Source organism: Bordetella pseudohinzii, assembly GCF_000657795.2.
In the GTDB taxonomy this organism is placed as follows: Bacteria; Pseudomonadota; Gammaproteobacteria; order Burkholderiales; family Burkholderiaceae_B; genus Bordetella; species Bordetella pseudohinzii.
This window is the reverse complement of sequence record NZ_JHEP02000001.1, coordinates 419114-441823: the sequence shown is the minus strand read 5'-3', so window position 1 is coordinate 441823 and position 22710 is coordinate 419114. Positions and strand designations below refer to the sequence as shown.

Annotated in this window: 16 protein-coding genes; 10 read left to right on the top strand and 6 right to left on the bottom strand. The window is 68.5% G+C overall.

Annotated features, from left to right (window positions below; translation table 11 throughout):
• The first annotated feature begins 4 nt into the window (after positions 1-4).
• The 3 genes from L540_RS01895 to L540_RS01885 are packed head-to-tail and all read left to right on the top strand — an operon-like array spanning position 5 to position 3269.
• A complete protein-coding gene (locus L540_RS01895) occupies positions 5-814 on the top strand; it encodes an ABC transporter ATP-binding protein (RefSeq protein WP_043211514.1) in 810 nt (269 codons plus the stop codon).
• Between the two features lie 8 nt (positions 815-822).
• Positions 823-2655 carry an AMP-dependent synthetase/ligase gene (locus L540_RS01890; RefSeq protein WP_043211516.1) on the top strand — a complete coding sequence of 611 codons (1833 nt, stop codon included), beginning with the start codon at positions 823-825 and terminating at the stop codon, positions 2653-2655.
• Positions 2652-3269 carry a TetR/AcrR family transcriptional regulator gene (locus L540_RS01885; protein WP_043211518.1) on the top strand — a complete coding sequence of 206 codons (618 nt, stop codon included), beginning with the start codon at positions 2652-2654 and terminating at the stop codon, positions 3267-3269. Before L540_RS01890 ends, L540_RS01885 begins: the two co-directional genes overlap by 4 nt.
• 7 nt (positions 3270-3276) lie before the next feature.
• Here the strand turns inward: L540_RS01885 and L540_RS01880 are convergent, their stop codons facing one another.
• The 6 genes from L540_RS01880 to L540_RS01855 form a co-directional block, all read right to left on the bottom strand.
• Entirely contained in the window at positions 3277-3546 is a 270-nt protein-coding gene (locus tag L540_RS01880; RefSeq protein ID WP_231584728.1) for a hypothetical protein, read from the bottom strand.
• Between the two features lie 30 nt (positions 3547-3576).
• Entirely contained in the window at positions 3577-5091 is a 1515-nt protein-coding gene (gene lysS, locus L540_RS01875) for a lysine--tRNA ligase (protein WP_043211524.1), read from the bottom strand.
• A gap of 6 nt (positions 5092-5097) precedes the next feature.
• The gene (locus tag L540_RS01870) at positions 5098-5847 is read right to left on the bottom strand and encodes an SDR family oxidoreductase (RefSeq protein WP_043211526.1); all 750 of its coding nucleotides are present in this window, start codon (positions 5845-5847) and stop codon (positions 5098-5100) included.
• A 52-nt stretch (positions 5848-5899) separates the two neighbouring features.
• Positions 5900-7004 (bottom strand): peptide chain release factor 2 gene (gene prfB, locus L540_RS01865; RefSeq protein ID WP_109842417.1). Its coding sequence is split into 2 segments (ribosomal slippage): positions 5900-6922 and positions 6924-7004, totalling 1104 coding nucleotides; the frame shifts between segments, so codons are not numbered across the junction.
• A 77-nt stretch (positions 7005-7081) separates the two neighbouring features.
• Positions 7082-8788 carry a single-stranded-DNA-specific exonuclease RecJ gene (gene recJ / locus L540_RS01860; RefSeq protein ID WP_043211547.1) on the bottom strand — a complete coding sequence of 569 codons (1707 nt, stop codon included), beginning with the start codon at positions 8786-8788 and terminating at the stop codon, positions 7082-7084.
• Complete coding sequence (locus tag L540_RS01855; protein ID WP_043211528.1) at positions 8770-9708, bottom strand: hypothetical protein; 939 nt, start codon at positions 9706-9708, stop codon at positions 8770-8772. The genes recJ and L540_RS01855 overlap by 19 nt, the downstream gene beginning before the upstream one ends.
• Before the next feature lie 145 nt (positions 9709-9853).
• On the opposite strand from L540_RS01855, the gene L540_RS01850 reads away from it, so the two are divergent.
• From L540_RS01850 to L540_RS01820, 7 genes are all read left to right on the top strand, one after another.
• Complete coding sequence (locus tag L540_RS01850; RefSeq protein WP_146028328.1) at positions 9854-11086, top strand: lipoprotein-releasing ABC transporter permease subunit; 1233 nt, start codon at positions 9854-9856, stop codon at positions 11084-11086.
• Entirely contained in the window at positions 11079-11768 is a 690-nt protein-coding gene (lolD, locus tag L540_RS01845; RefSeq protein ID WP_043211533.1) for a lipoprotein-releasing ABC transporter ATP-binding protein LolD, read from the top strand. The genes L540_RS01850 and lolD overlap by 8 nt, the downstream gene beginning before the upstream one ends.
• A gap of 20 nt (positions 11769-11788) precedes the next feature.
• The gene (locus L540_RS01840) at positions 11789-12595 is read left to right on the top strand and encodes a TatD family hydrolase (protein WP_043211549.1); all 807 of its coding nucleotides are present in this window, start codon (positions 11789-11791) and stop codon (positions 12593-12595) included.
• A 70-nt stretch (positions 12596-12665) separates the two neighbouring features.
• Positions 12666-12893 (top strand): RNA-binding S4 domain-containing protein, encoded by a 228-nt coding sequence (locus L540_RS01835; protein WP_043211535.1) that lies wholly within the window; start codon positions 12666-12668, stop codon positions 12891-12893.
• Positions 12894-12902: 9 nt separating this feature from the next.
• A complete protein-coding gene (locus L540_RS01830; protein WP_043211538.1) occupies positions 12903-13478 on the top strand; it encodes a restriction endonuclease in 576 nt (191 codons plus the stop codon).
• 330 nt (positions 13479-13808) lie between these two features.
• The gene (locus tag L540_RS01825; RefSeq protein WP_082149516.1) at positions 13809-18320 is read left to right on the top strand and encodes an inverse autotransporter beta domain-containing protein; all 4512 of its coding nucleotides are present in this window, start codon (positions 13809-13811) and stop codon (positions 18318-18320) included.
• A gap of 302 nt (positions 18321-18622) precedes the next feature.
• Positions 18623-22543 carry an inverse autotransporter beta domain-containing protein gene (locus L540_RS01820; RefSeq protein ID WP_082149515.1) on the top strand — a complete coding sequence of 1307 codons (3921 nt, stop codon included), beginning with the start codon at positions 18623-18625 and terminating at the stop codon, positions 22541-22543.
• The last annotated feature ends 167 nt before the right edge of the window (positions 22544-22710 follow it).

Sequence of the window (22710 nt, the reverse complement as noted above, 5' to 3'; positions counted from 1 at the left end):
CTGCATGACGGCCCCGGTGCTGGAGTTGCGCAATATCGAGGTGGTCTACAACAAGGCCGTGCAGGTCTTGCGCGGGCTGTCGCTGTCGGTGCCGCGGGGCAGCATCGTGGCGCTGCTGGGCAGCAATGGCGCGGGCAAGTCCACCGCGCTCAAGGCCATCTCCGGCCTGCTGGCGCTGGAAGACGGCGCCCTGGTGGGCGGCGCGGTCCAGTTCCAGGGCGGCGATACCCGGGGCGTCGCGCCCCAGGACCTGGTGCGCCGAGGCCTGGCGCATGTGATGGAAGGGCGGCGCGTCTTCGAGGACCTGACCGTGGAGGAAAACCTGGTGGCCGCGACCTATGCGCTGACCGGCCGCCCGGTCCAGGGCAAGCCCGATTTTGACCTGGTCTATGGCTATTTCCCGCGGCTGTATGAGCGCAGGCGCGGCCTGGCCGGCTATCTGTCGGGCGGCGAACAGCAGATGCTGGCCATCGGGCGCGCCCTGATCGCGCGGCCCGCCCTGATGCTGCTGGACGAGCCCTCGCTGGGCCTGTCGCCCATGCTGGTGGAGGATATTTTCGCCATCATCTCGCGCATCAATGCCGAGCAAGGCGTGTCCATGCTGCTGGTGGAGCAGAATGCCTCGGTGGCGCTGGCCGTGTCCCACTATGGCTACATCATGGAGACGGGCAAGATCGTCATCGACGGCACGGCCGAGCGGCTGGCCGCCGACGCGGATGTGCGCGAGTTCTATCTGGGCGTGGGCGGCGGCGGCGAGCTGCGCGGTTTCCGCGAACTCAAGCATTACAAGCGGCGCAAGCGCTGGCTTTCATAGGAGACGCCATGGACGGGCTGGACCCGGCGCAATGGCCGGAACTGACATTGCCGCAGATGCTGCGCCGGCAGGCCGAACGCCAGCCGCGCAAAGTGGCCTTGCGCCAGAAGGAGTTCGGCATCTGGCGCGCGCTGGACTGGGAGGGCTATTGGCAACGCAGCCTGGATCTCGCCCTGGGGCTGCGAAGCCTGGGCCTGGGCCCGGGGGCGCATGTGGCCATCGTGTCCGAAAACCGCCAGGAGTGGCTGCTGGCGCAGATGGGCGCCGGCGTGCTGGGCGCGGTGTGCGTGGGCGTCTATCCGACCAGCCCGGCCAGCGAGATGGGCTATGTGCTGGAGCATGCCGGCGTGGATCTGGCCATCTGCGAAGACCAGGAGCAGACCGACAAGGTGCTGGCGGTGAAGGAGCGGCTGCCCGGCCTGCGCGGCATTGTCATGATCGAAACCAAGGGTTTGCGCAATTATCCGCCCGAGCTGCGGCGGTTCATCCTGCCGTTCCAGGACCTGATCGCCCGCGGCGCGGCGGCCGGCGATGTGGCGCGACGCGAGGTCCAGGCGCGGCTGGACGCCCAGCGCCTGGACGAGGTCGGCCTGATGATCTATACCTCCGGCTCCACGGGCAAGCCCAAGGGCGCCATGATCCGCTATGCCAATATGCGGGCGGTGGCGCCGGGCATCGCCGACAGGCTGGAGATGGACGGCGGCAGCGTGCATCTATCCTATCTGCCGCTATGCCATGTGGCCGAACAGATGTTGTCGGCCTTTGTGCCGGTCTATCTGGGGGCGCAGGTCAATTTCGGCGAATCCATCCGCACGGTGCAGGAGGATTTGCGCGAGGTGGCGCCCAGCGTCTTCCTGGGCGTGCCGCGCATCTGGGAGAAGCTGCACGCGGCGATTTCGATCAAGATGCAGGAGTCCGGACGCCTGCGGCAGGCCTTGTACCGGCGCTGCCTGTCGGCTTGCGGGGCGTTTTTGCACAAAGACCGCAGCCAGCGCAATTGGCGCGAGCGGCTGACCTATGGGTTTTATTACTGGCTGATCCTGCGCGCCTTGCAGAACTTCATCGGCCTGCGGCGGGTGCGGGTGGCCCTGACCGGCGCGGCGCCGATTCCGCAGGAGGTGCTGCGCTATTTCCGCAGCCTGGGCCTGCCCCTGGTCGAGGTCTACGGCCTGACCGAGTCCACCGGCATGGTGTTTGGCCAGCGCCGCCAGGCCGTGCGGGTGGGGACGGTGGGCGAACCCATATTGGGCGTGCGCTATCGCGTGGGCGAACAGGGCGAGCTGCTGTTGCAGGGCGGCATGGTCTTCGGCGGCTACTACCGTAACGAGGAGGCCACGGCGCAGGCGGTGCGCGACGGCTGGCTGCATACCGGCGACGTGGTCGCGGTGGAGGATGGCCAGGTGCGCATCGTGGATCGTCTCAAGGACATCATGATCACCGCCGGCGGCAAGAATCTCACGCCCACCGAGATCGAGGCCGCGGTCAAGGGCAGCCCCTATGTCAAGGAGTGCGTGGCCATCGGCGACGGCCGGCGCTTCGTGAGCGCGCTGATCCAGATCGAGTTCGACACGGTGGCCAAGTGGGCCGAGATCAACGGCATTGCGTACACGCATTTCCGTTCCCTGGCTGAACACCCGCGCGTGCGCGACCTGGTGCAGCAGGCCGTGGACCATGCCAACAAAGACCTGGCCCAGGTGGCCCGGATCAAGCGCTTTCATCTGCTGGTCAAGGAGCTGGATCACGATGACGGCGAAGTCACCGCCACCATGAAGGTGCGCCGCGCCAGCATCCACCAGGCCTATGCGGCCGAGATCGAGGCCCTGTACCGGGAGACGGCATGAAAACCACGGCGCAGGGCGCGGGCGAGGTGCGGCGCGAGGCGGTGATCCAGACGGCGGGACGCCTGTTCCGCCAGCATGGGTATGAGCGCACCACCGTGCGCGAGCTGGCCAGCGCCGTGGGCTTGCAGTCCGGCAGCCTGTTTCATCACTTCCGCAGCAAGGAGGAAATCCTGCTGGAGGTGATGTCGCGCGGCATCGAGGAGGTGCTGGAGCAGGGCGGCCAGGCCCTGCGCCGCTACGAGGCGCCGGGCGACCGCCTGGCGGCCTTGTTCCGCGTGCATCTGTGGAGCATGCTGGCCGGCGCCGGCGGCGACGCCATGCATGCCCTGGTCTATGACTGGCGCAGCCTGTCGCCGCAGGCGCGGGCCGGCGTCAAGGCCCTGAGCGACCGCTACGAGTCCATGTGGCAGCGCGTGGTCGAGCAGGCCGTGGGGGCGGGCGTGCTGCGCGGCGATGCGCGCGTGATCAAACGCTATCTGCTGGGCGGGCTTAACCTGACGGTGCAGTGGTACCGGCCCCGGGGCCGGCTGTCGCCGGCGCAGTTCGTGCAGGCCATGCTGCAGGCGGCCTTGCCGGAGCTGGCGCAGGCTGGCGACTGGCCGCCGCCGGCCTGATCGGAGTTCAGCGCGGCCGGCGCTGGTAGGCCAGCAGGCCGCAGGCCAGGGCCAGGATCAGCTGCGCCATGGCCAAGGGCAGCAGGAAATCCAGCTTGCCGTCGGCGCCCGCCAGGCTGGCGCGGCTCATCCAGAGCAGGCAGGCGAGCACGGCGCTGGCCAGCAGGACGGCGCAGGCGCCGCAGCAAAAAAGAAAGCCGCGCCGGGCCGGCCCCCTCGGGGCGCGGCGGCGCGGCAGCAGGACATACAGCCCGAGCACCACGAGGCCTGCAAGCAAGAGCGCCTTGGCAAGCATCGTGGCGCGGCCTCAGTCTTCGCGCCGCAGGTGCGGGAACAGGATCACGTCGCGGATGCTGGGGCTGTCGGTCAGCAGCATGACCAGGCGGTCGATGCCGATGCCGCAGCCGCCGGTCGGCGGCATACCGTATTCGAGCGCGCGGATGTAGTCGGCGTCGTAATACATGGCTTCTTCGTCGCCCGCGTCCTTGGCCTCGACCTGGGCGCGGAAGCGCTCGGCCTGGTCTTCGGGATCATTGAGCTCGGAGAAGCCATTGGCGATTTCGCGGCCGGTGATGAAGAGCTCGAAGCGCTCGGTGATGCCGGCGCGGCTGTCGGAAGCCCGGGCCAGCGGCGAGACCTCGACCGGGTAGTCGATGATGTAGGTCGGGTTCCAGAGCTGGGACTCGGCCGTTTCTTCGAAGAGCGCCAGCTGCAGCGCGCCCAGGCCGGCCCGGGCCAGCGGCGCGTGCTCGACATCGGCGCCCAGCTTTTTCAGTTCGGCGCGCACGAAGGCGGCGTCATCGAGCTGGGCCTGGGTGTATTGCGGGGCGTACTTGAGGATGGCCTCGCAGATGGTCAGGCGGTCAAAGGGCTTGGAGAGGTCGAGTTCGCGCTCTTGGTAGGTCAGCACGGCGCTGCCGGTGGCGGCGATCGCGGCCTGGCGGATCAGCGACTCGGTGAAGTCCATCAGCCAGCGGTAATCCGCATAGGCCGCGTAGAACTCCATCATGGTGAACTCGGGGTTGTGGCGCGGGCTCACCCCTTCATTGCGGAAGTTGCGGTTGATCTCGAAGACGCGGTCAAAGCCGCCGACGATCAGGCGCTTGAGATAGAGCTCGGGCGCGATGCGCAGGTACATTTCCATGTCCAGCGCATTGTGGTGCGTCACGAAGGGCTTGGCCGCCGCGCCGCCCGGGATCGGGTGCAGCATCGGCGTTTCGACTTCGAGGAAGCCGGCGGCCAGCATGGCCTGGCGGATGCCGCCCACGGCCTTGCTGCGCGCCTCGAAGGTGCGGCGCGTGGCCTCGGTCATGATGAGGTCGACATAGCGCTGGCGATAGCGCAATTCCTGGTCGGCCAGGCCATGGAATTTATCGGGCAGGGGGCGCAGCGACTTCGACAGCAGGCGGGCCTGGGCGGCGTGCACCGAAAGCTCGCCCTTGTTGGTCTTGAAGACCGAGCCCTCGATGGCGATGATGTCGCCGATATCCCATTGCTTGAAGGCGGCATAGACCTCTTCGCCCAGCGTGCCGCGATCCAGGTAGATCTGGATGCGGCCGCTGCCGTCTTGCAGGGTGGCGAAACTCGCCTTGCCCATGACGCGCTTGAGCATCATCCGCCCGGCCACTTTGACCTGCACGGCGGCATCGAGCAGGGCCTGCGGCTCCTGGTCGTCATATTTGTCGTGCAGGCGGGCGGCTTGCGCGTCCGGAACAAAATCGTTCGGATACGCGACGCCGGTTTCGCGCAGTTTGGCCAGCTTGGCGCGCCGCTCGGCGATCAAGCGGTTTTCATCCTGGGCGGTGGGCGAGTGATCAGTCATGGTGGGTCAGTGGTAATTGCGGATATCGTCGATTTCGGTCTGGCCGAAGTCTTCGCGATCCAGGTAGGCGAGGATGTTGGCGGCCACATCGGCCGGGGCCGCCAGCTTGCCGGTGGAATGGAATTCCTGGAAACGGGCCAGGCCCGGGAAAGCGGCGGGATCGCTGGCCCGGATATCGGCCTGCATGCCGGTATCGACGATGCCGGGCGCGAGCGACACCACGCGCACGCCGGCCGCGCCGTGTTCAGCCTTCAGGACGCGGCTGTACATATCCAGGGCCGCCTTGGTGGCGCAGTACACGCCCCAACCGGCGGTGGGATTGCGGCCCGCGCCCGAGGAGATGTTGATGATGCGCCGCTCGGCCTGCAAGCCGTCGACCGCCTGCAGGAAACGGGCGGTCAGCAGCATGACGGCGGTGACGTTGAGCGTGAGGGCCTGGCCGATGGCCGCGGCGTCGGCCAGGGCCTTGGTGTTGGCCACCGGGTGCACCGTGCCGGCGTTGTTGATGAGCACGTAGCGCTTGGCGTCACGGGGGATGGCCAGCTCCTGGGCGGCGCGCGTGGCGGCGGCCGGGTCGGAGAGGTCGACCTGGATTTCCGTCAGGGCCACGCCCCGCTCTCGGGCCAGGGCGGCCAGTTCGGGATCGTTGCGGCGCGCCAGGGTCACCAGTGTGGTGCCCGGTTTGAGCAGGCCGCGGGCCAGGGCGGCGCCCAGTCCGCGCGAGGCGCCGGTCAGGATGGCAAACGTGTCGGTCATGATTGCGGGTTTCCGTGGGCTACGAGGCGGGGGGCTCGCGCCCCCCGGGGAATCAAACGCCTTGCTTCAGGCTGGCCTGGATGAAGGGATCCAGGTCGCCGTCCAGGACTTTCTGGGTATTGGAGATCTCGACGTTGGTGCGCAGATCCTTGATACGGCTCTGGTCCAGCACGTAGGAACGGATCTGGTGGCCCCAACCCACATCGGTCTTGGAGTCTTCGAGTTTTTGCTGTTCGGCCATGCGCTTGCGCATTTCGAGCTCATACAGCTTGGACTTGAGCATCTGCATGGCTTCGGCGCGGTTGCGATGCTGCGAGCGGTCGTTCTGGCATTGCACCACGATGCCGGTGGGCATGTGGGTGATGCGCACCGCCGAGTCGGTCTTGTTGATGTGCTGGCCGCCCGCGCCGCTGGCGCGGTAGGTATCGACGCGCAGATCCGCCGGGTTGACCTCGACCTCGAAGGATTCGTCGACCTCGGGGTAGACGAAGACGCTGGCAAACGAGGTATGGCGGCCGCCCGAAGAGTCGAAGGGGCTCTTGCGCACCAGGCGGTGCACGCCGGTTTCGGTGCGCAGATAGCCGAAGGCGTATTCGCCCTCGATCTTGATCGTGGCCGATTTGATGCCGGCGATTTCGCCTTCGGATTCTTCCAGGACTTCGGCCTTGAAGCCCTTGCGTTCCGCGTACTTGAGGTACTGGCGCAGCAGCATGGAGGCCCAATCCTGGGCTTCGGTGCCGCCGGCGCCGGCCTGGATGTCCAGGAAGCAGTTCAGCGGGTCGGCCGGGTTGGAGAACATGCGGCGGAATTCCAGGCCTTCCAGTTTTTCTTGGAAGCCGTCGGCATCGGATTCGATGGATTCCAGCGTCGCGTCGTCGTCGTCCGAGGCGGCCAGTTCGAAGAGCTCGCGGGCGTCGGCGACGCCCTGGCCCAGTTCGGTCAGCGTCTGGACCACGTCTTCGAGCGATTTCTTTTCACGGCCCAGGTCCTGGGCGTGCTTGGGGTCGTTCCAGACGGAGGGGTCTTCCAGTTCGGCGTTTACGACCTGCAGGCGTTCGGTTTTGGCATCGTAGTCAAAGATACCTCCGTAGAGCCTGCTCGCGCTCCGCGTAGTCGGCAAGGCGGGCGGCGATCTGGTTCTGACGTTCGGCTTCCATGAGTGATCCTGGTGACTTTTATGCGAAACCTGGCATTTTAGCGTGCTTGGGCCGGACAATGGAGTCCGGCCCTGTTTTCAGGCCGCGCCGGCGTACTCGATCACCAATTGCACCGACACCAGCCCGTTCCAGACGTTTTGCTCCAGGCGATAGGCGGCCTGGATGCGTTCGGGCAGGCTCTCGTCATGGCCGAACCAGATGGCGTCAAAGCGCTGGTGGCCGCGCTCCAGCGAGAGCTTGAGGTGTTTTTCGCCCACCAGGCGCTGGTTGCGCACGGTGAATTCGTCCAGGAAAAGCGGGGCGGAGAAGCCGGCGCCCCAGACTTGCTGTTGCAGCAGCCCCGCCACCTCGGCGTTGGCGTAGCCGGTTTCGAGCGAACCGTCGGTTTCGATCAGGGGCTCGAAGCGGTCGCGGCCGGTGAGCTCGCGCACGGCGGCGTCGAACGCCGGGGCGAAGGCCTCAAAGCCGTCGCGGCCGAGGGTCAGGCCGGCGGCCATGGCGTGGCCGCCGAACTTGCGGATCAGGCCGGGATGGCGCTTGGACACCAGGTCCAGGGCGTCGCGCAGGTGGACGTCCGGGATGGAGCGGCCCGAGCCGCGGATTTCATCGTCGCCGGCCGGCGCGAAGGCGAGGGTGGGGCGCCAGAATTTTTCTTTCAGGCGCGAGGCCACCAGGCCGACCACGCCCTGGTGCCAGGAGGGGTCGAAGACGCAGACCGTGGCGCCGGCGACGGCGTCGGGAGCCTGCATGGCGGCCATGGCCTGCTCGCGCATTTCGGCCTCGATGCCGCGGCGCTCGCGGTTGATGTTGTCCAGCTCGCGGGCCATGGCCAGGGCCTGGTCTTCATCGTCGGTCGTCAGGCAGGCAATGCCCAGGCTCATGTCGGCCAGCCGGCCCGCCGCGTTGATGCGCGGGCCCAGGGCGAAGCCCAGGTCAAAGCCGTTGGCCGAGCGCGGCTCGCGGCCGGCCACGGCGAACAGGGCGCGTAATCCCGCCTGCATGCGCCCGGCGCGCATGCGCTGCAGGCCTTGCGTGACCAGCAGGCGGTTATTGGCGTCCAGCTTGACCACGTCGGCCACCGTGCCCAGCGCGACCAGGTCGGACAGCGCATCCAGGCGCGGGCCGCCATCGGGCGGGTAGACGCCGCGGCGGCGCAGCTCGGCGCGCAGGGCCAGCATCATGTAGAAGATCACGCCCACCCCGGCCAGGTTCTTGGACGGGAAGCCGCAGCCGGGCTGATTGGGATTGACGATGGCCAGCGCCTCGGGGAGGGTGTCGCCCGGCAGGTGATGGTCGGTGATGACCACGCCGATGCCGGCGGCGTTGGCCGCGGCCACGCCTTCGACGCTGGCGATGCCGTTGTCCACCGTGATGATGAGGTCGGGCTTGCCGGCCCGGTGGGCCACGGCCAGATCGACCACGGCCGGGGACAGGCCGTAGCCGGTCTCGAAGCGATTGGGCACCAGGAAATCGACGTTCGCGCCCATGGCCCACAGGGCGCGCAGGCCCACGGCGCAGGCGGTGGCGCCGTCGCAATCGTAGTCGGCGACGATCAGGAGGCGTTTGCCCGCCTGGATGGCGTCGGCCAAGACGGCGGCGGCATGCGCCGAGTGGGTCAGCGTGCCCGGGGGCAGCAGCGCCGGCCAGCCCATCTGGGTCTGGCCGGGTTCGGTCACGCCGCGCGCGGCCCAGAGCCGGGCGAGCAGGGGGTGGATGCCGGCGTTTTGCAGCGCCTGGCAGGCGGACAGGTCGGTATTGCGGACGGTTAGACGGGGTGTGACCACCAGGCGTTCCAATTGTGTTTGCGCGCGGGCAGCCATTTGAGCAGGCCCGGGCGGGGTTGGAGAGTGAGGCCGACGCTGCGGTCGCGGCCCAGCAGCGTCAATTCGAGCGGACGCAGGGCCTGGCCGCCGGCGTCGGCCAGCGGCTTGAGGCGCTCGCCGTCCAGCACGGACAGGGCGCGCAGCCAGCCGCCCCAATCGCCGGCGCGCGCCAGCGCGTCCAGCTCGGGGTAGACCTGGGCGCCATGCGGCGCGGGTGTCCAGGGCCGCGCGCCGCCATAGAGCCACAGCCCATTGATCGGCGGGACGCCCCGGGCCGCCCGGGCCTCGTTGACCGGGTGTTCGTACCAGGCCATCTGGATTTCGTTGAGCAGCCGCCGCCAGGGGCGGCTGGCGGCATCCTGGGCCCACCAATGCTGCAGCCGGTCGCCGGCGACCGCCAGCGGACTGGCCGGGCGGGGCGACAGGCCGGGCGGCAGGCGCAGCCGCCAGCGTTGCGGGCTGATGGGCTGGATGGCGAATTCGCCATCGGCCAGCAGCGGTTCGAGGGCCTCGAACAGGGCGGCGCTTTCGTCGGGCCGTATGTCCATCAGCCCGGGATCCAGCAAGGTTGCCGAATCCGTGCCCAGGGCCAGATGGACGAGTTCGCCGAGCCAGACGGCTTCGTCCCCGGTCCGGGCCTCGGCCAGGAGCGGACCCAGGCCCGCGCCCAGGGGGAGGCCGGGCTCGGGCTGGAAGCCGGCGGCGCGCAGCTGCCAGCCTTCATAGGCCGTACAGCCATGGCTTTGGAGGTCGAAGGCGGCCGGCCGGGCCCGGCCCAGCGCCAGCCAGCGGCTGAAGACAGGCGCGTGTTCGGGCAGGTGCCGGGCGAGTTCGCTGGCCACGGCGAGATCGGGCAAGGCGCCGGGAATCACGATGTGCATGGCCGGGATTGTAGTCCCGCCCGGCGGCAGAACAGACCGTCACATCCCGGCTTGCGGGGACGTGTCTTGGCGCGCGGGTTAATGCCATAATGCGCGGGTGCTGAAATTACCTTACGAACTCTGGATCGGCGCCCGCTATGCGGGCCTGGCCCGTCTGGGCCGGCGCGGCGGGCGCCGGGACCGCTTCATTTCCTTCATCGCGGCATCCTCCATGGCGGGGATCGCGCTCGGCGTCGCGGCGCTGATTGTCGTGCTTTCCGTGATGAACGGCTTCCAGAAAGAAGTGCGCGACCGCATGCTGTCGGTCCTGCCGCATATCGAACTCTATATCCCGGGCGCCTTGCCCGACCGCGTCCTGGCGCAATGGCGGCAGTTCGCCGATGCGGCGCGCCAGAATGCCGCGGTCAAGGGCGGCGCGCCCTTCGTGGCCGCCGGCGCCATGCTGGTGCGCGGGCAGTCGCTGCATGGCGTGCAGGTGCGCGGCATCGATCCGGCGCTGGAGGGCGAGGTTTCCGACCTGCCCAGGCAGATGGTGAGCGGGAAGTTATCCGATCTCGTGGCCGGCGGTTTCGGGGCGGTGCTGGGCAGCGATCTGGCCGACAGCATGGGCGTGAAGACGGGCGATACGGTGCTCATGCTGGCGCCCCAGGGTTCCATCAGCCCGGCCGGCTTCGCGCCGCGCATGCGCCAGTTCACCGTCGTGGGCACCTTCACTTCGGGCCACTACGAGTATGACTCCTCCCTGGTGTTCGTCGATGACGAAGACGCCGCCAAGGTGTTCCGCGACAGCGGCACGGCCGGCGTGAGGCTGCGCGTGGCCGATATGCAGCGCGCGCCCGAAGTGGCCGCCGAACTGACCCAGGTGCTGCCGCCCTATGTCATGGCCAGCGACTGGTCGCGCAACAACCGCACCTGGTTCGCCGCGGTGCAGACCGAAAAGCGCATGATGTTCCTTATCCTGGCGCTGATCGTGGCGGTGGCCGCCTTCAACCTGCTGTCCTCGCTGGTGATGGCCGTCAAGGACAAGCAATCCGACATCGCCATCCTGCGCACGCTGGGCGCCGGTCCGCGCGAAGTAGCGCGCATCTTCCTGGTGCAGGGCGCGCTGATCGGCGTGATCGGCACGCTGCTGGGCGTGGCCGGCGGCATCGCCATCGCCTACAACGTCCATATCATCGTGCCTTTCATCGAGCGCATGCTGGGCGTGCACTTCCTGCCGCGCGAGATTTATTTCATCAGCGCGCTGCCTTCCGATCCGCAGGCCGGCGACATCATCACCATAGGCGTAACCTCGCTGGTGCTGTCCCTGCTGGCCACGCTTTATCCGAGCTGGCGCGCCTCGCGCCTGCAACCGGCCCAGGTGTTGCGCCATGACTGATTCCCTCCAGCCGGCGCTGCGCGCCGAGCACCTGTCCAAGGTCTACGACGAAGGCCCGGCCCGCATCCAGGTGCTGGATGATGTGTCGCTGGCCGTGGCGCGCGGCGAAATGGTCGCCATCGTCGGCGCCTCCGGGTCGGGCAAGAGCACGCTGCTGCACATCCTGGGCCTCTTGGATGTGCCCAGCAGCGGCTCGGTCGTGGTCGATGGCACGCCAGCCGACGGCCTGTCCGAATCCCGCAAGAGCGCCTTGCGCAATCGCAGCCTGGGCTTTGTCTACCAGTTTCATCACCTGCTGCCGGAGTTCACGGCGCTGGACAATGTCGCCATGCCCCTGATCGTGCGCCGCGCCGATCGCGGGCAGGCCCGGGCCCAGGCGCGCGAGGTGCTGGCCCAGGTGGGGCTGGCCGCGCGCGAAGGCCATTATCCCGGCCAGTTGTCGGGCGGCGAGCGGCAGCGCGTGGCGCTGGCGCGGGCCCTGGTCACGCGCCCGGCCTGCGTGCTGGCCGACGAGCCCACCGGCAATCTGGATCGCCATACGGCGCATAATATGTTTGAGCTGCTCACGCGGGTCAACCGCGAGTCGGGCACGGCTTTTGCCATCGTCACGCACGATCCCGAGCTGGCCGCCCGCGCCGACCGGCAGCTCCATATGGAAAACGGACGCCTGCTGCCGGGTTGATCCTGGGCAGCCTGCCTGCCATGCTGATCGACACGCACTGCCACCTCGATGCCGCTGAATTCGACGCCGACCGCATGGCGGTGGCGCGGCAGGCCCGCGCCTCGGGGGTGGGGGCCATCGTCATCCCGGCGGTCGAGCGCGCAAATTTCGCCGTGGTGCGCGAGCTGGCCCATGCCATCGAGGGCGGCGCCTACGCCCTGGGCATCCATCCGCTGTATGTCGAGCGCGCCGGCGACGAGGACCTGGCCGCCTTGCGCCGGGCCGTCGAAGCCGCCTTGCCGGATCCGCGCTTCGTGGCCATCGGCGAGATCGGGCTGGACTTCTTCGTGCCCGCCATCGCCAGCGGCGCGCCGCGCGCGCGCCAGGAGGCTTTCTACGCCGCCCAGCTGGCCCTGGCCGCCGAATTCGGCCTGCCCGTGCTGCTGCATGTGCGCCGTTCGCAGGACATCCTGCTGAAGCATCTGCGCCGCCAGCGCGGCCAGCGCGGCGGCATCGCCCACGCTTTCAATGGCAGCGCCCAGCAGGCCCAGGCCTTCATCGACCTGGGCTTTGCCCTGGGCATGGGCGGGGCGATGACGTTCGCGCGCGCCCTGCAGATCCGGCGGCATGCCGCCGAGCTGGACCTCGATCATCTGGTGCTGGAGACCGATGCGCCGGATATCCCGCCCGCCTGGCTGCACGCGCCCGACCGGCGCAACACGCCCGGCCAGTTGCCCCGCATCGCCGCCGAGCTGGCGGCCTTGCGCGGCTGTCCGCTGGAGGAGGTCGGGCGCCGCACGACGGCCACCGCGCGCCGCGTGCTGCCGCGCCTGGGCGCCAGCCGCTGACCGGCGCGCCAGGGCGACCCGGAGGCTCGGGTATCATGGCCCACTTTCCTCTCTATCTCCTGTCTGTCGCATGCCGCAAATCGAATTCATGCTCGCCGAGGGCGTTTCCTATATCGAGATCAGCCAGTTGCTCAAGGCGACCGGCGTGGCCGACAGCGGGGGCGCGGGCAAGGCCCTGGTGGCCGAGGGACGGGTGCGCGTGGACGGCGTCGTCGAAACCCGCAAGACCGCCAAGATCCGCGAGGGCCAGGTCGTGAGCTGTGGCGATGCCCGCATCGTGCTGCGGGCTGGCCGATAGGGCGCCGCCATGAAACTCCAGATGTCCCGCAACTCCATCTTCGCCGTGCTGCTGCGTTCGCCGTGGTGGATGAGCGCCGGCGTGGCCTTGCTGTTCTGCCTGGGCGGCTTTGCCGTGCTGCCCAAGGATCTCGCGGTGATGGGCGTTTTCGTGGCCGTGCCGTTTGCGGCCATCTCCGTCGTGGCGGCCGTCCGCCAATGGAAGCAGCCGTCGCAGGCGCGTGTGCTGGCCGTGGCCGAAGCGGTGGCCGGCATGTCCTGGGCCGAGTTCGCCCGCACGGCCGAAGCCGGCTTTGCGCGCGACGGCTGCCAGGTCGAGCGACTGCAATTGCCTGGCGCGGATTTCTCGTTGCGCCGAAACGGAAACGAGGCGGTGGTCAGCGCGCGGCGCTGGAAGGCCGCCAGCGTGGGGGTCGAACCCTTGCGCGAACTCCAGTCCTTGCGCGAAAAGCGCGGCGCCCGCGAGGCCATTTTCATCGCCTTGGGCGAGGTCTCCGACAAGGCCTGGCACTACGCCAAGCTGCAAGACATTTCTCTCATGACCGCGCCTGAACTGGCCAAGCTGCTGCGCGACCAGAAGTTCTAGGCCCAGGCCGCCTTGCCAGACCGATGCGATGCATCGGTCTTTTTTTTGCCCGGCGCGATCGGCCTTGCTCTTGTTAGGAATATTCCTACGCATTCATAAGAATGCGTTGATTCCTGCGGTCCGATCCTATCGATACAGTTTCTCTCATGGTGTAGGACCGGTGCCGGAGCCATAGCCTTCGGATAGCACGGTCCTCGGACCGCACGGTGGTCGAACCGTACGGTCCTCTCCAGATATCTCCTTCCCATTTGCGATACGCAGGCCGCTCAAAAGCGGTCATGGCGAAGCTTTGCCTGCTTTCGCCGCGCGCCGAACGCTCAAGGAACAGCCATGAACAAGAACATCTATCGCGTAGTCTGGTCGCTGGCCCGGGGAGGCTGGGTGGTGGCGAGCGAGTGGGCACGCGCCAAGCGGGCGGCCCGCCAGCCTGCCCGCCGTGCGCGTGTCCGCGCCCGCCAGGCCGTGGCGGCGGCGGTGGCCGGCAGCCTTCTGGCGCAGCCGCCGCTGCTGGTGCTGGCCCAGGGCGCGCCCACCCTGGCGCCGGCGCGGGCCGCCGAGTCCGTTCAGGCCGCCGAGTCCGGGTCGGCCTGGAGCCGCAAACTGGCCGGCGAAATGCAATCGATGGCAGTGCGCCAGGGCGAGCGCCAGGCCGGCGCCCATCTGGACGGCGACTATCTCAAGCGCCAGGCGCAGTCCCAGTTCAATGACGTGCTGCAAAGCGGCGTGGACGCGGCGCGGCAATCGGGCCTGCCGTTTCTGCGGCAGCTGCAAGGCGGCCTGAACCACGATTTCGAATCCGGACGCACGTCCGTGGAGCTGAAAACGATAGACGAGCTGCATCGCGACGGCGCGGACACGGTGTTGCTGCAGCTGGGCGCGCACAATCAGAACGACCGTCCCACGGCCAATGTGGGCGCCGTCTATCGGCGCGAGGTCAATGATGGCCTGATGTTGGGCGCCAATGGCTTCCTGGATTATGAGTTCGGCAAGCAGCATTTGCGCGGCTCCGTCGGGGTGGAGGCGATCGCGCCGGAGTTCAGCCTGTACGGCAATGTGTATGCGCCGATTTCCGGCTGGAAAGCCGCCAAGCGGGATGACCGCCGCCAGGAGCGGCCGGCGTCGGGCGTGGACGTGGGGGGCAAGTACCGGCCGGCATGGGCGCCGGGCTTGAGCCTGTCCGCCGCGTATTTCCGTTGGAACGGCGCCAATGTGGACTACTACGACAATGGGCGTGTCCAGGATCGGGCCACGGGTTTCAAGTATGGGATCGAGTATCGTCCCGTGCCGCTGATCGGCCTGGGTGTGGAGCAGACCAAGGTGATCGGCGGCGGACGCGAAACCCGGGTGCAGCTGGGACTGTCCATCAATCTCTCGGAGCCGCTGTCCAAGCAGCTGCAGCGCGACACCTCGGGCGCGCCGGCCTTCTCGCTGGACGCCCAGCGGCATGCCCTGGTCGAGCGCGAGAACCGCATCGTGCTCAATACGCGCCGCAAGGAAATCATCCTGCCGCTGTCGGTGACGCAGCTGTCCACCCATCCTATCGACGGCCGGGTGACCGTCATTGGCCTGACGCAGCCGCGCGCCACGGTCGCGCTGCGCATGCCGGATGGATCGAGCGGCTCGGCCACGGCCGACGCGGCCGGGCGCTATACCTATACGTCCGCCACGGACCAGCCTTCGGGCAGCATCGTGCTGCGCGCCAGCAATGCCCAGGGCGACCAGAGCCGCGAGCTGACCCGGCCATATGTCGACGAGGTGGTGCTGGGCGATATGCAGGTCGTGGTGCTGGCCATGGCGCCGCAGCCGGCGGACCGCGCGCTCATGCTGTCGGGCAGGACGGAGCCCGGCATGGATGTGATGGTGCATTTTCCCAATGGCGAGTCCGTCGCGGCCAAATCCGACGCCGAGGGCCTGTTCCACACGCGCTCGCTGCGCGCGGTGGGGCAGGGAGAGGTCATGGTGCGGGCCATCGATCCCCAGACCCGCAAGGAGGCGCGCGCCGCGGCGCTGTACGTGCCGCCGGCCGTGGTCGCGCCCACGATAGACAAGATGACGACCGATGCGGCGAGCGGCCGGTTGACGGTGCAAGGGCAGGCGGAGCCGGGCAGCGAGCTGGAGCTGGTCTTTCCCGACGGCAGCCGCCAGCGCACGCGCATCGGCGCCGATGGCCGCTACGAACTGACTTCGGCGGCCGACGTGCCTTCGGGGCAAGTGCGCGCCTTGCGGGTCCCGGGACCCGGCGAGGAAGAGGTATCGGCCAGTCGTCCCTATGTGGACGCCACTGACAAGACGCCGCCGGCCGCGCCGGTCCTGGTCAGCGCCGTGCCGGCTGCCGATACCGGGCGTGTCACGGTCACCGGCAAGACGGAGCCGGGCGCGACGGTCGAGCTGGTGTTTCCGGACGGCTCGCGTGAGCGCGTCGTGGCGGGCGAGGACGGGGGGTTCCGCGCCACCTCTGAAAACGATATCCCCTCGGGCCCGATCCGTGCCGGCGCGACGGACGCCGCCGGCAACCAAGGACCGCAGGCTGTCCTGGACTATGCCGATACGGTGGACAAGACGGCGCCGGCCGCGCCCACCATCGTCTCGGCCGTGGCGGCCGCCGCCACGGGACGGGTCACGGTCGTGGGCAAGGCCGAGCCACACGCCGACGTGGAGGTGGTCTTCCCGGACGGCAGCATCGAGCGGGCGCGGGCCGACGCCGGCGGCAACTACCGCGCCACGTCGGCGGGCGATATCGAGTCCGGCCTCATCAAGGCGGCCGCCATCGATGCGGCGGGCAACCGTGGCCCGCAGGCCACCCATGCCTACGTCGACACCGTGGACAAGACCGCGCCGGGCGCGCCCAGCATCGACCAGGTTCAGACCCGCGCCGACAACGGCCAGGTGACGGTCGCGGGGATGGCCGAACCCCATGCCTCGGTGACGGTGACCTTTCCCGGAGGCGGCGCCGTGACGGTGCCCGCCGGCGCCGACGGCCGGTATCGCGCCGAGTCGCCTGGCGATATCGCCTCCGGCCGCATCATCGCCCAGGCGGCCGATGCCGCGGGCAATCGCAGTCCTCGAACCGAACGCCCCTATGTGGATGCCGTGGACAAGACCGCGCCGGGTGCGCCGACCATCGTCTCGGCCGTGGCCGAGCCCGCGACGGGCCGTGTGACGGTCGTGGGCCGGACGGAGCCCGACGTCCTGGTGGAAGTGGTTTTCCCGGACAACAGCATCCAGCGGACGCGGGCCGACGCCGGGGGCAACTACCGCGCCACGTCGGCGCGCGATATCGAGTCCGGCCCGATCAAGGCGGCCGCCACCGATGCGGCGGGCAACCGCAGCCCGCAGACCACCCACGCCTACGTGGACACGGTGGACAAGACCGCGCCGGCCGCGCCCAGCATCGTCACCGCCGTCGCCGATCCCGGCAACGGGCGGGTCACGGTGAGGGGCCAGGCCGAGGCGGGCGTCACGGTGACGGTGCGTTTCCCGGACGGCACGTCCAAGGCGGTGACGGCCGACGGCAGCGGCGGGTACACGGCGACCTCGGACCGCGATATCGATTCGGGCGACATCACCGCCCAGGCCGCCGACCGCGCCGGCAACACGAGCGGGGTGACCACGCATGCCTATCACGACAGCGTGGACGCGACGCCGCCGGGCGCGCCCAGCATCACGGCCGCCACGGCTGATCCCGCCAGCGGCCGGGTCACGGTGACCGGCCGGGCCGAAGCGGGCGTGACGGTGACGTTGCGCTTCCCGGATGGCACGTCCAAGACCACGACGGCCGCTGGCGATGGCAGCTACAGGGCCACGTCGGACCGCGATATCGATTCGGGCGACATCACCGCCCAGGCCGCCGACCGCGCCGGCAACAAGAGCGGCGTGACCACGCATGCCTACCAAGACCGGGTGGACGTGACGCCGCCGGCCGCGCCCGTCATCTCGGGCGTGACGACCGACAGCCGCACGGGCCGCGTGACGGTCTCCGGGCGCGCCGAGCCGCGGGTCGATGTCACCGTGGTGTTCACCGATGGCACGCGGCAGCGCGTGAAGGCGCGGGCCGACGGCGGCTTCGACGCGACCTCCGTCAACGATATTCCTTCGGGCACCCTCATGGCCACCGCGACGGATGCCGCCGGCAATCAGAGTCCGCCGGCGCGGCGCGCGTATGCGGATACGGTGGACAAGACGCCGCCGGGCCCGCCCACCATCGACCGCCTGGACACCAATCCCAGCAATGGCCTGGTGACCGCGAGCGGCAAGGCCGAGCCCCTGGCCCTGGTGGAAGTGGTTTTCTCCGACGGCAGCAAGCAATCGGCGCGTGCCGATCGCGGCGGCCGCTATGCCGTCACCTCTGCCCGGGACATCGGTTCAGGGGATATCCGCGCCGTGGCCAGGGACGACGCCGGCAATGCGAGCGCGCCGGCGGTCCGGCGCTATGACGACAGCTGGACGCCGACCCTGCCGCCCAGCGCCGTGCTGTTCGAGATACCGAGCAGGCAATACCTCTCCATCACCAAGTCACCGAACGCGGGGGGCAGGCTCTGGATGCTGTACCTGGATCCGAAGTATGCCGGCAAGGTCCAGGTGAGCGTGCGCGCGGTCAATGCGTCCAACGCCAATGCCCAGGTGGTGGCGCGTTATGTGGAGAGCAATATCGAGCAGACCGTCCGCTTCGATCCCTTCAAGCAGCGGGATGTCTTTGCCATTGGCTTCCACGATCAGATGCAGGGCAACAAGCCCGTGGCCAAGGTGCCCTCCGGGCGCTATCCCAATCTGCTGGAAGTCCGGGTGACGATTCCTGGCGAAGGTGTCTATCACCTGAAGCTGAACGTCGGCCTGTACGACTGACGTGATCCGGCTGGCTCGGTCCGGCAGTGGCCGCGCCAGCCCTGATCTTCCCGTAGGTCTGGTCTTTGTTCTTAGGAAATGTCCTACACGAGCCTAGGAATCAGGCGGCTTATTTCGTCCGACCTAATCGATAAAGTTCTCCCAAGTGCTCAGGGTCATGTAGTCGAAGTCCTCTGGATGCCAGTGACACAGCCTCTTTGAGCTCAATTTTCCCTTAATCGATAGTCGGCCGCTTCCAAGCAGCCAGGGCGTCGTTTTGCCTGCGATTTCCGGGCAGTGCGCCAAACACTCAAGGAACTTCCATGAACAAGAACATCTACCGCGTAGTCTGGTCATTGGTCCGTGGCGCCTGGGTCGTTGCTAGCGAATCGGCGCGCGCGGGCGGCAAGTCGGGCAGCCCGCGCCGCAGCCGCCAGCGCGCCCGCCGTGGCGTGGCCGCGATGGTGGGCGGCAGCATCCTGGCCCAGGCCTTGCTGCCCCTGGCGGCGCTGGCTCAGGGCGCGCCGACGCTGCGTCCGGCCCGGGCGGCGCAGGAGGCGCAACAGGATTCCGCCTTGGCGCGCAAGCTGGCCGCCCAGGCCGAGTCGCTTGCCCGGCGCCAGGCCGAGCGCGAGCCCGGCGCCCGCGTCGACAGCGATTATCTCAAGCGGGAAGCGCAGGCCCAGGTCAACGATGTCCTGCGCGATGGCGTGAACCTGGCTCGGGAAACCGGCTTGCCCTTTCTGCGCAATCTGCAAGGCGGCTTGAGCCACGACTTCCAGTCGGGCCGCACCTCGGTGCAACTGAACACGATCGACGAGGTCTACCGCTCCGGGCGCAACACCGGCCTGGTGCAGCTGGGGGCGCACAACCAGAACGACCGTCCCACGGCCAATGTGGGCGCGGTGTATCGCCGCGAGGTCAACGATGCGCTGATGGTGGGCGTCAACGGCTTCCTGGATTATGAATTCGGCAAGCAGCATCTGCGCGGCTCCGTCGGGGTGGAGGCGATCGCGCCGGAGTTCAGCCTGTACGGCAATGTGTATGCGCCGATTTCCGGCTGGAAGGGCGCCAAGCGCGATAACCGCCGCGAAGAAAAGCCCGCTTCGGGCATGGATGTGGGGGTCAGCTACCGTCCGGCGTTCGCGCCCGGGCTGAGCCTGAAGGCCTCGCATTTCCGCTGGAACGGCGCCCACGTGGACTACTTCGACAACGGCCGCACGCAGGCTGGCGCCAAGGGCTTCAAGGTCGGCGTGGAGTATCGCCCGGTGCCCCTGGTGAGCGTGGGTCTGGAGCAGACCAAGGTGATCGGCGGCGGCCGCGAAACCCGCGTGCAGCTGGGCCTGTCCATCAATCTCTCGGAGCCGCTGTCCAAGCAGCTGCAGCGCGACACCTCGGGCGCGCCGGCCTTCTCGCTGGACGCCCGCCGGCATGCCTTGGTCGAGCGCGAGAACCGCATCGTGCTCAATACGCGGCGCAAGCAAATCATCCTGCCGCTGGCCGTGAGCCAGGTTTCCACCCATCAGGCCGACGGCCGGGTGACGGTGATGGGCACGACCCAGCCGCGCGCGACGGTGACCGTGCGCATGCCCGACGGCACGATGGGCAGCGCCACGGCGGACGCCGCCGGCCGTTTTGTCTACACCTCCGCCGGCGATCAGCCCTCGGGCGTCATCGTCCTGCGTGCCCGCAACGCCGAGGGCGACAGCAGCCGCGAAGTGAGCCATCAGTACGTCGACGAGGTGGTGCTGGGCGATCTGCAGGTCGCGGTGACGGCGCTGGTGCCGCTGGCGGCCGATCGCACGCTGGAGGTGCAGGGCAAGACGGAGCCCAAGGTCGATATCAAGGTGTCCTTCCCCAATGGCGAGTCGGTGCTGGCCAAGGCGGATGACAAGGGCTTGTTCAAGGTGCGCTCGACGCGCGAGGTCGCGCAGGGCCAGGTGGTGGTGCAGGCCACGCATCCGCAGACGCACAAGGAAGCGAGCACGACCATGAACTACCAGCCGCCGGTGGTGCCGGCGCCGACGATCGACACGGTCACCACGCAGGCCGACAGCGGCCGCGTGACCGTGGCCGGCCGGGCGGAGCCGGGCGTGCAGGTCGATGTCCATTTCCCGGACGGCACCACCAAGACGGTCAATGCCGGCGCCGACGGCGCCTATACCGCGACCTCGGACGGCGATATGGTGGCGGGCGACATCCGTGTGCAGAGCACGGACAAGACGGGCGGCAAGAGCCCCGAAGCGACGCTCCCCTATGACGACGCCACGGACAAGACCGCGCCGGCCGCGCCCATCATCGCCACGGTGGCGACCGACGCCGCGAGCGGCCGCATCACGGTGACGGGCAAGGCCGAGCCGGGCGCCGAGGTGGTGGTCAGCTTCCCCGACGGCACGCGCAAGACGGTGACCGCCGGCGACGACGGCGGTTACACCGTGACTTCGGACGCCGACATGGTTGCGGGCGATATCCGCGTCCAGGCGACCGACAAGGCCGGCAACCCCAGCCCCGAGACCACCCGCAACTACGCGGACTCCACGGACAGGATGCCGCCGGCCGCGCCCACCATTGCCGATGTGGCGACCGACGCGAGCACCGGCCGCATCACGGTGAAGGGCAAGGCCGAGCCGGGCGCCGAGGTGGTGGTCAGCTTCCCGGACGGCACGCGCAAGACGGTGACCGCCGGCGACGACGGCGGGTATACCGTGACTTCGGATGGCGACATGGTCGCGGGCGATATCCGCGTCCTGGCGACCGACAAGGCCGGCAATCCCAGCCCCGAGACCACCCGCAACTACGCGGATGCCGCCGACAAGACCGCGCCGGCCGCGCCGACCATCGCCGATGTGGCGACCGACGCGACCTCTGGCCGCATCACGGTGAAGGGCAAGGCCGAGCCGGGCGCCGATGTGACGGTCAACTTCCCGGACAACACGCGCAAGACGGTCGTCGCCGCGGGCGATGGCGGGTATGCCGCGACCTCGGATGGCGACATGGTCGCGGGCGATATCCGTGTCCTGGCCACCGACAAGGCCGGCAACGCCAGCCCCGAGACCACCCGCAACTACGCGGATGCCGTGGACAAGACCGCGCCGGCCGCGCCCACGATCACCCATGTGGCGACCGATCCGTCGTCCGGCCAGGTGACTGTCACGGGTAAGGCCGAGGCGGGCGCCGAGGTGGCGGTTCGCTTCCCGGATGGCACGACGCTGAAGGTCAAGGCCGATGGCGCGGGCGTCTATACGGCGACGTCGGCCAATGATGTGCCGGCGGGTACGATCGGCGTGACGGCCACTGATCCGGCGGGTAACAAGAGCCCGGAAACCACGCAGGAATACGTCGATGCGGTGGACAAGAGCGCGCCGGCCGCGCCGACGATCACCCGCGTGACGACCGATACCTCCTCGGGTGTGGTGACGGTGGCCGGCACGGCAGATCCTGACAATGACGTGACGGTCCGTTTCCCCGATGGCGTGAGCAAGACCGTCAAGGCGGGCAAGGATGGCAGCTATTCGGTGACGTCGGATGATGACCTCTTTTCGGGCATCATCCAGGTGTCCGCCACGAATCCGGCGGGAAATGCCAGCCCCGAGGTGCAGAAAGACTACCGTGACGAATTCGTGCCGGCCATCGCGATCACGCAGATCGACACCAATCCGAAGAACGGCATCATCACCGTCTCGGGCAAGGCCCAGCCCAACACCGATGTTGTGCTGCGTTTCCCCGGCGGCGACGAAGAGCGGACGCGGACGCAGGGCGATGGCACTTTCCGTGTTTCCTCGCCCATGGATGTCCCGGGCGGCGTTGTGTCGCTGGTCACGGACGTCAATGGCGTACCCACTGTCGTGGCGAAGCGCAACTATGCGGACAAGTTCACGAAGGGCGGCCAAGATTTCAACTATCTCATGTTTTTTGAGCAGAAGTTCCACGGCGTTGCCACCTCCGACACCTCCGCGGTCCTTCTTGCTGTTCCGCAGTCCTACTACTCGGGCGGCACGCCCGCGGTCAAAATCCTGACGAGCGCGGATGACAGTGAGTTTGCCAAGCGGGCGGCGGCCGCCTTCCGCGTCCAGGTGGTGCGATCGAACGACTGGCGGAGGCTGTACGACATCCGGGTGAGCTGGCCCAAGGGCACGTTCTCTGCGGCGGATGTGGGCAAGCGTGCCAACCTCAAGGTCAAAGTGTTCGACAAGGGCACGGGCAAGCACATGTTCCTGCTGGCGCCGATATCTTTTGACTACTGAGCACAGGAAGACCCGCGCGGCGATGATGGCTAGCGCCGCGCGGTCCGCCGCTTCGGTCATGCGCCGGCTAGCGCTTCCCGCCGCCAGGCGGCCAGCCAGGTAGTTCCACGAAGTCATGCGGAGATACACCTAGGGCCCTGGCGGGTGCGTGCAGGCCGCAGACTCGA

What these genes read in the sequence shown, in the direction of transcription:
- lysS (WP_043211524.1), bottom strand. Translation starts at nt 5,091, where the DNA reads ATGACTGATCACTCGCCCACCGCCCAGGATGAAAACCGCTTGATCGCC.
- L540_RS01835 (WP_043211535.1), top strand. Translation starts at nt 12,666, where the DNA reads ATGCCGCAAATCGAATTCATGCTCGCCGAGGGCGTTTCCTATATCGAG.
- L540_RS01895 (WP_043211514.1), top strand. Translation starts at nt 5, where the DNA reads ATGACGGCCCCGGTGCTGGAGTTGCGCAATATCGAGGTGGTCTACAAC.
- L540_RS01870 (WP_043211526.1), bottom strand. Translation starts at nt 5,847, where the DNA reads ATGACCGACACGTTTGCCATCCTGACCGGCGCCTCGCGCGGACTGGGC.
- L540_RS01825 (WP_082149516.1), top strand. Translation starts at nt 13,809, where the DNA reads ATGAACAAGAACATCTATCGCGTAGTCTGGTCGCTGGCCCGGGGAGGC.
- lolD (WP_043211533.1), top strand. Translation starts at nt 11,079, where the DNA reads ATGACTGATTCCCTCCAGCCGGCGCTGCGCGCCGAGCACCTGTCCAAG.
- L540_RS01855 (WP_043211528.1), bottom strand. Translation starts at nt 9,708, where the DNA reads ATGCACATCGTGATTCCCGGCGCCTTGCCCGATCTCGCCGTGGCCAGC.
- L540_RS01885 (WP_043211518.1), top strand. Translation starts at nt 2,652, where the DNA reads ATGAAAACCACGGCGCAGGGCGCGGGCGAGGTGCGGCGCGAGGCGGTG.
- L540_RS01820 (WP_082149515.1), top strand. Translation starts at nt 18,623, where the DNA reads ATGAACAAGAACATCTACCGCGTAGTCTGGTCATTGGTCCGTGGCGCC.
- L540_RS01830 (WP_043211538.1), top strand. Translation starts at nt 12,903, where the DNA reads ATGAAACTCCAGATGTCCCGCAACTCCATCTTCGCCGTGCTGCTGCGT.
- L540_RS01840 (WP_043211549.1), top strand. Translation starts at nt 11,789, where the DNA reads ATGCTGATCGACACGCACTGCCACCTCGATGCCGCTGAATTCGACGCC.
- L540_RS01890 (WP_043211516.1), top strand. Translation starts at nt 823, where the DNA reads ATGGACGGGCTGGACCCGGCGCAATGGCCGGAACTGACATTGCCGCAG.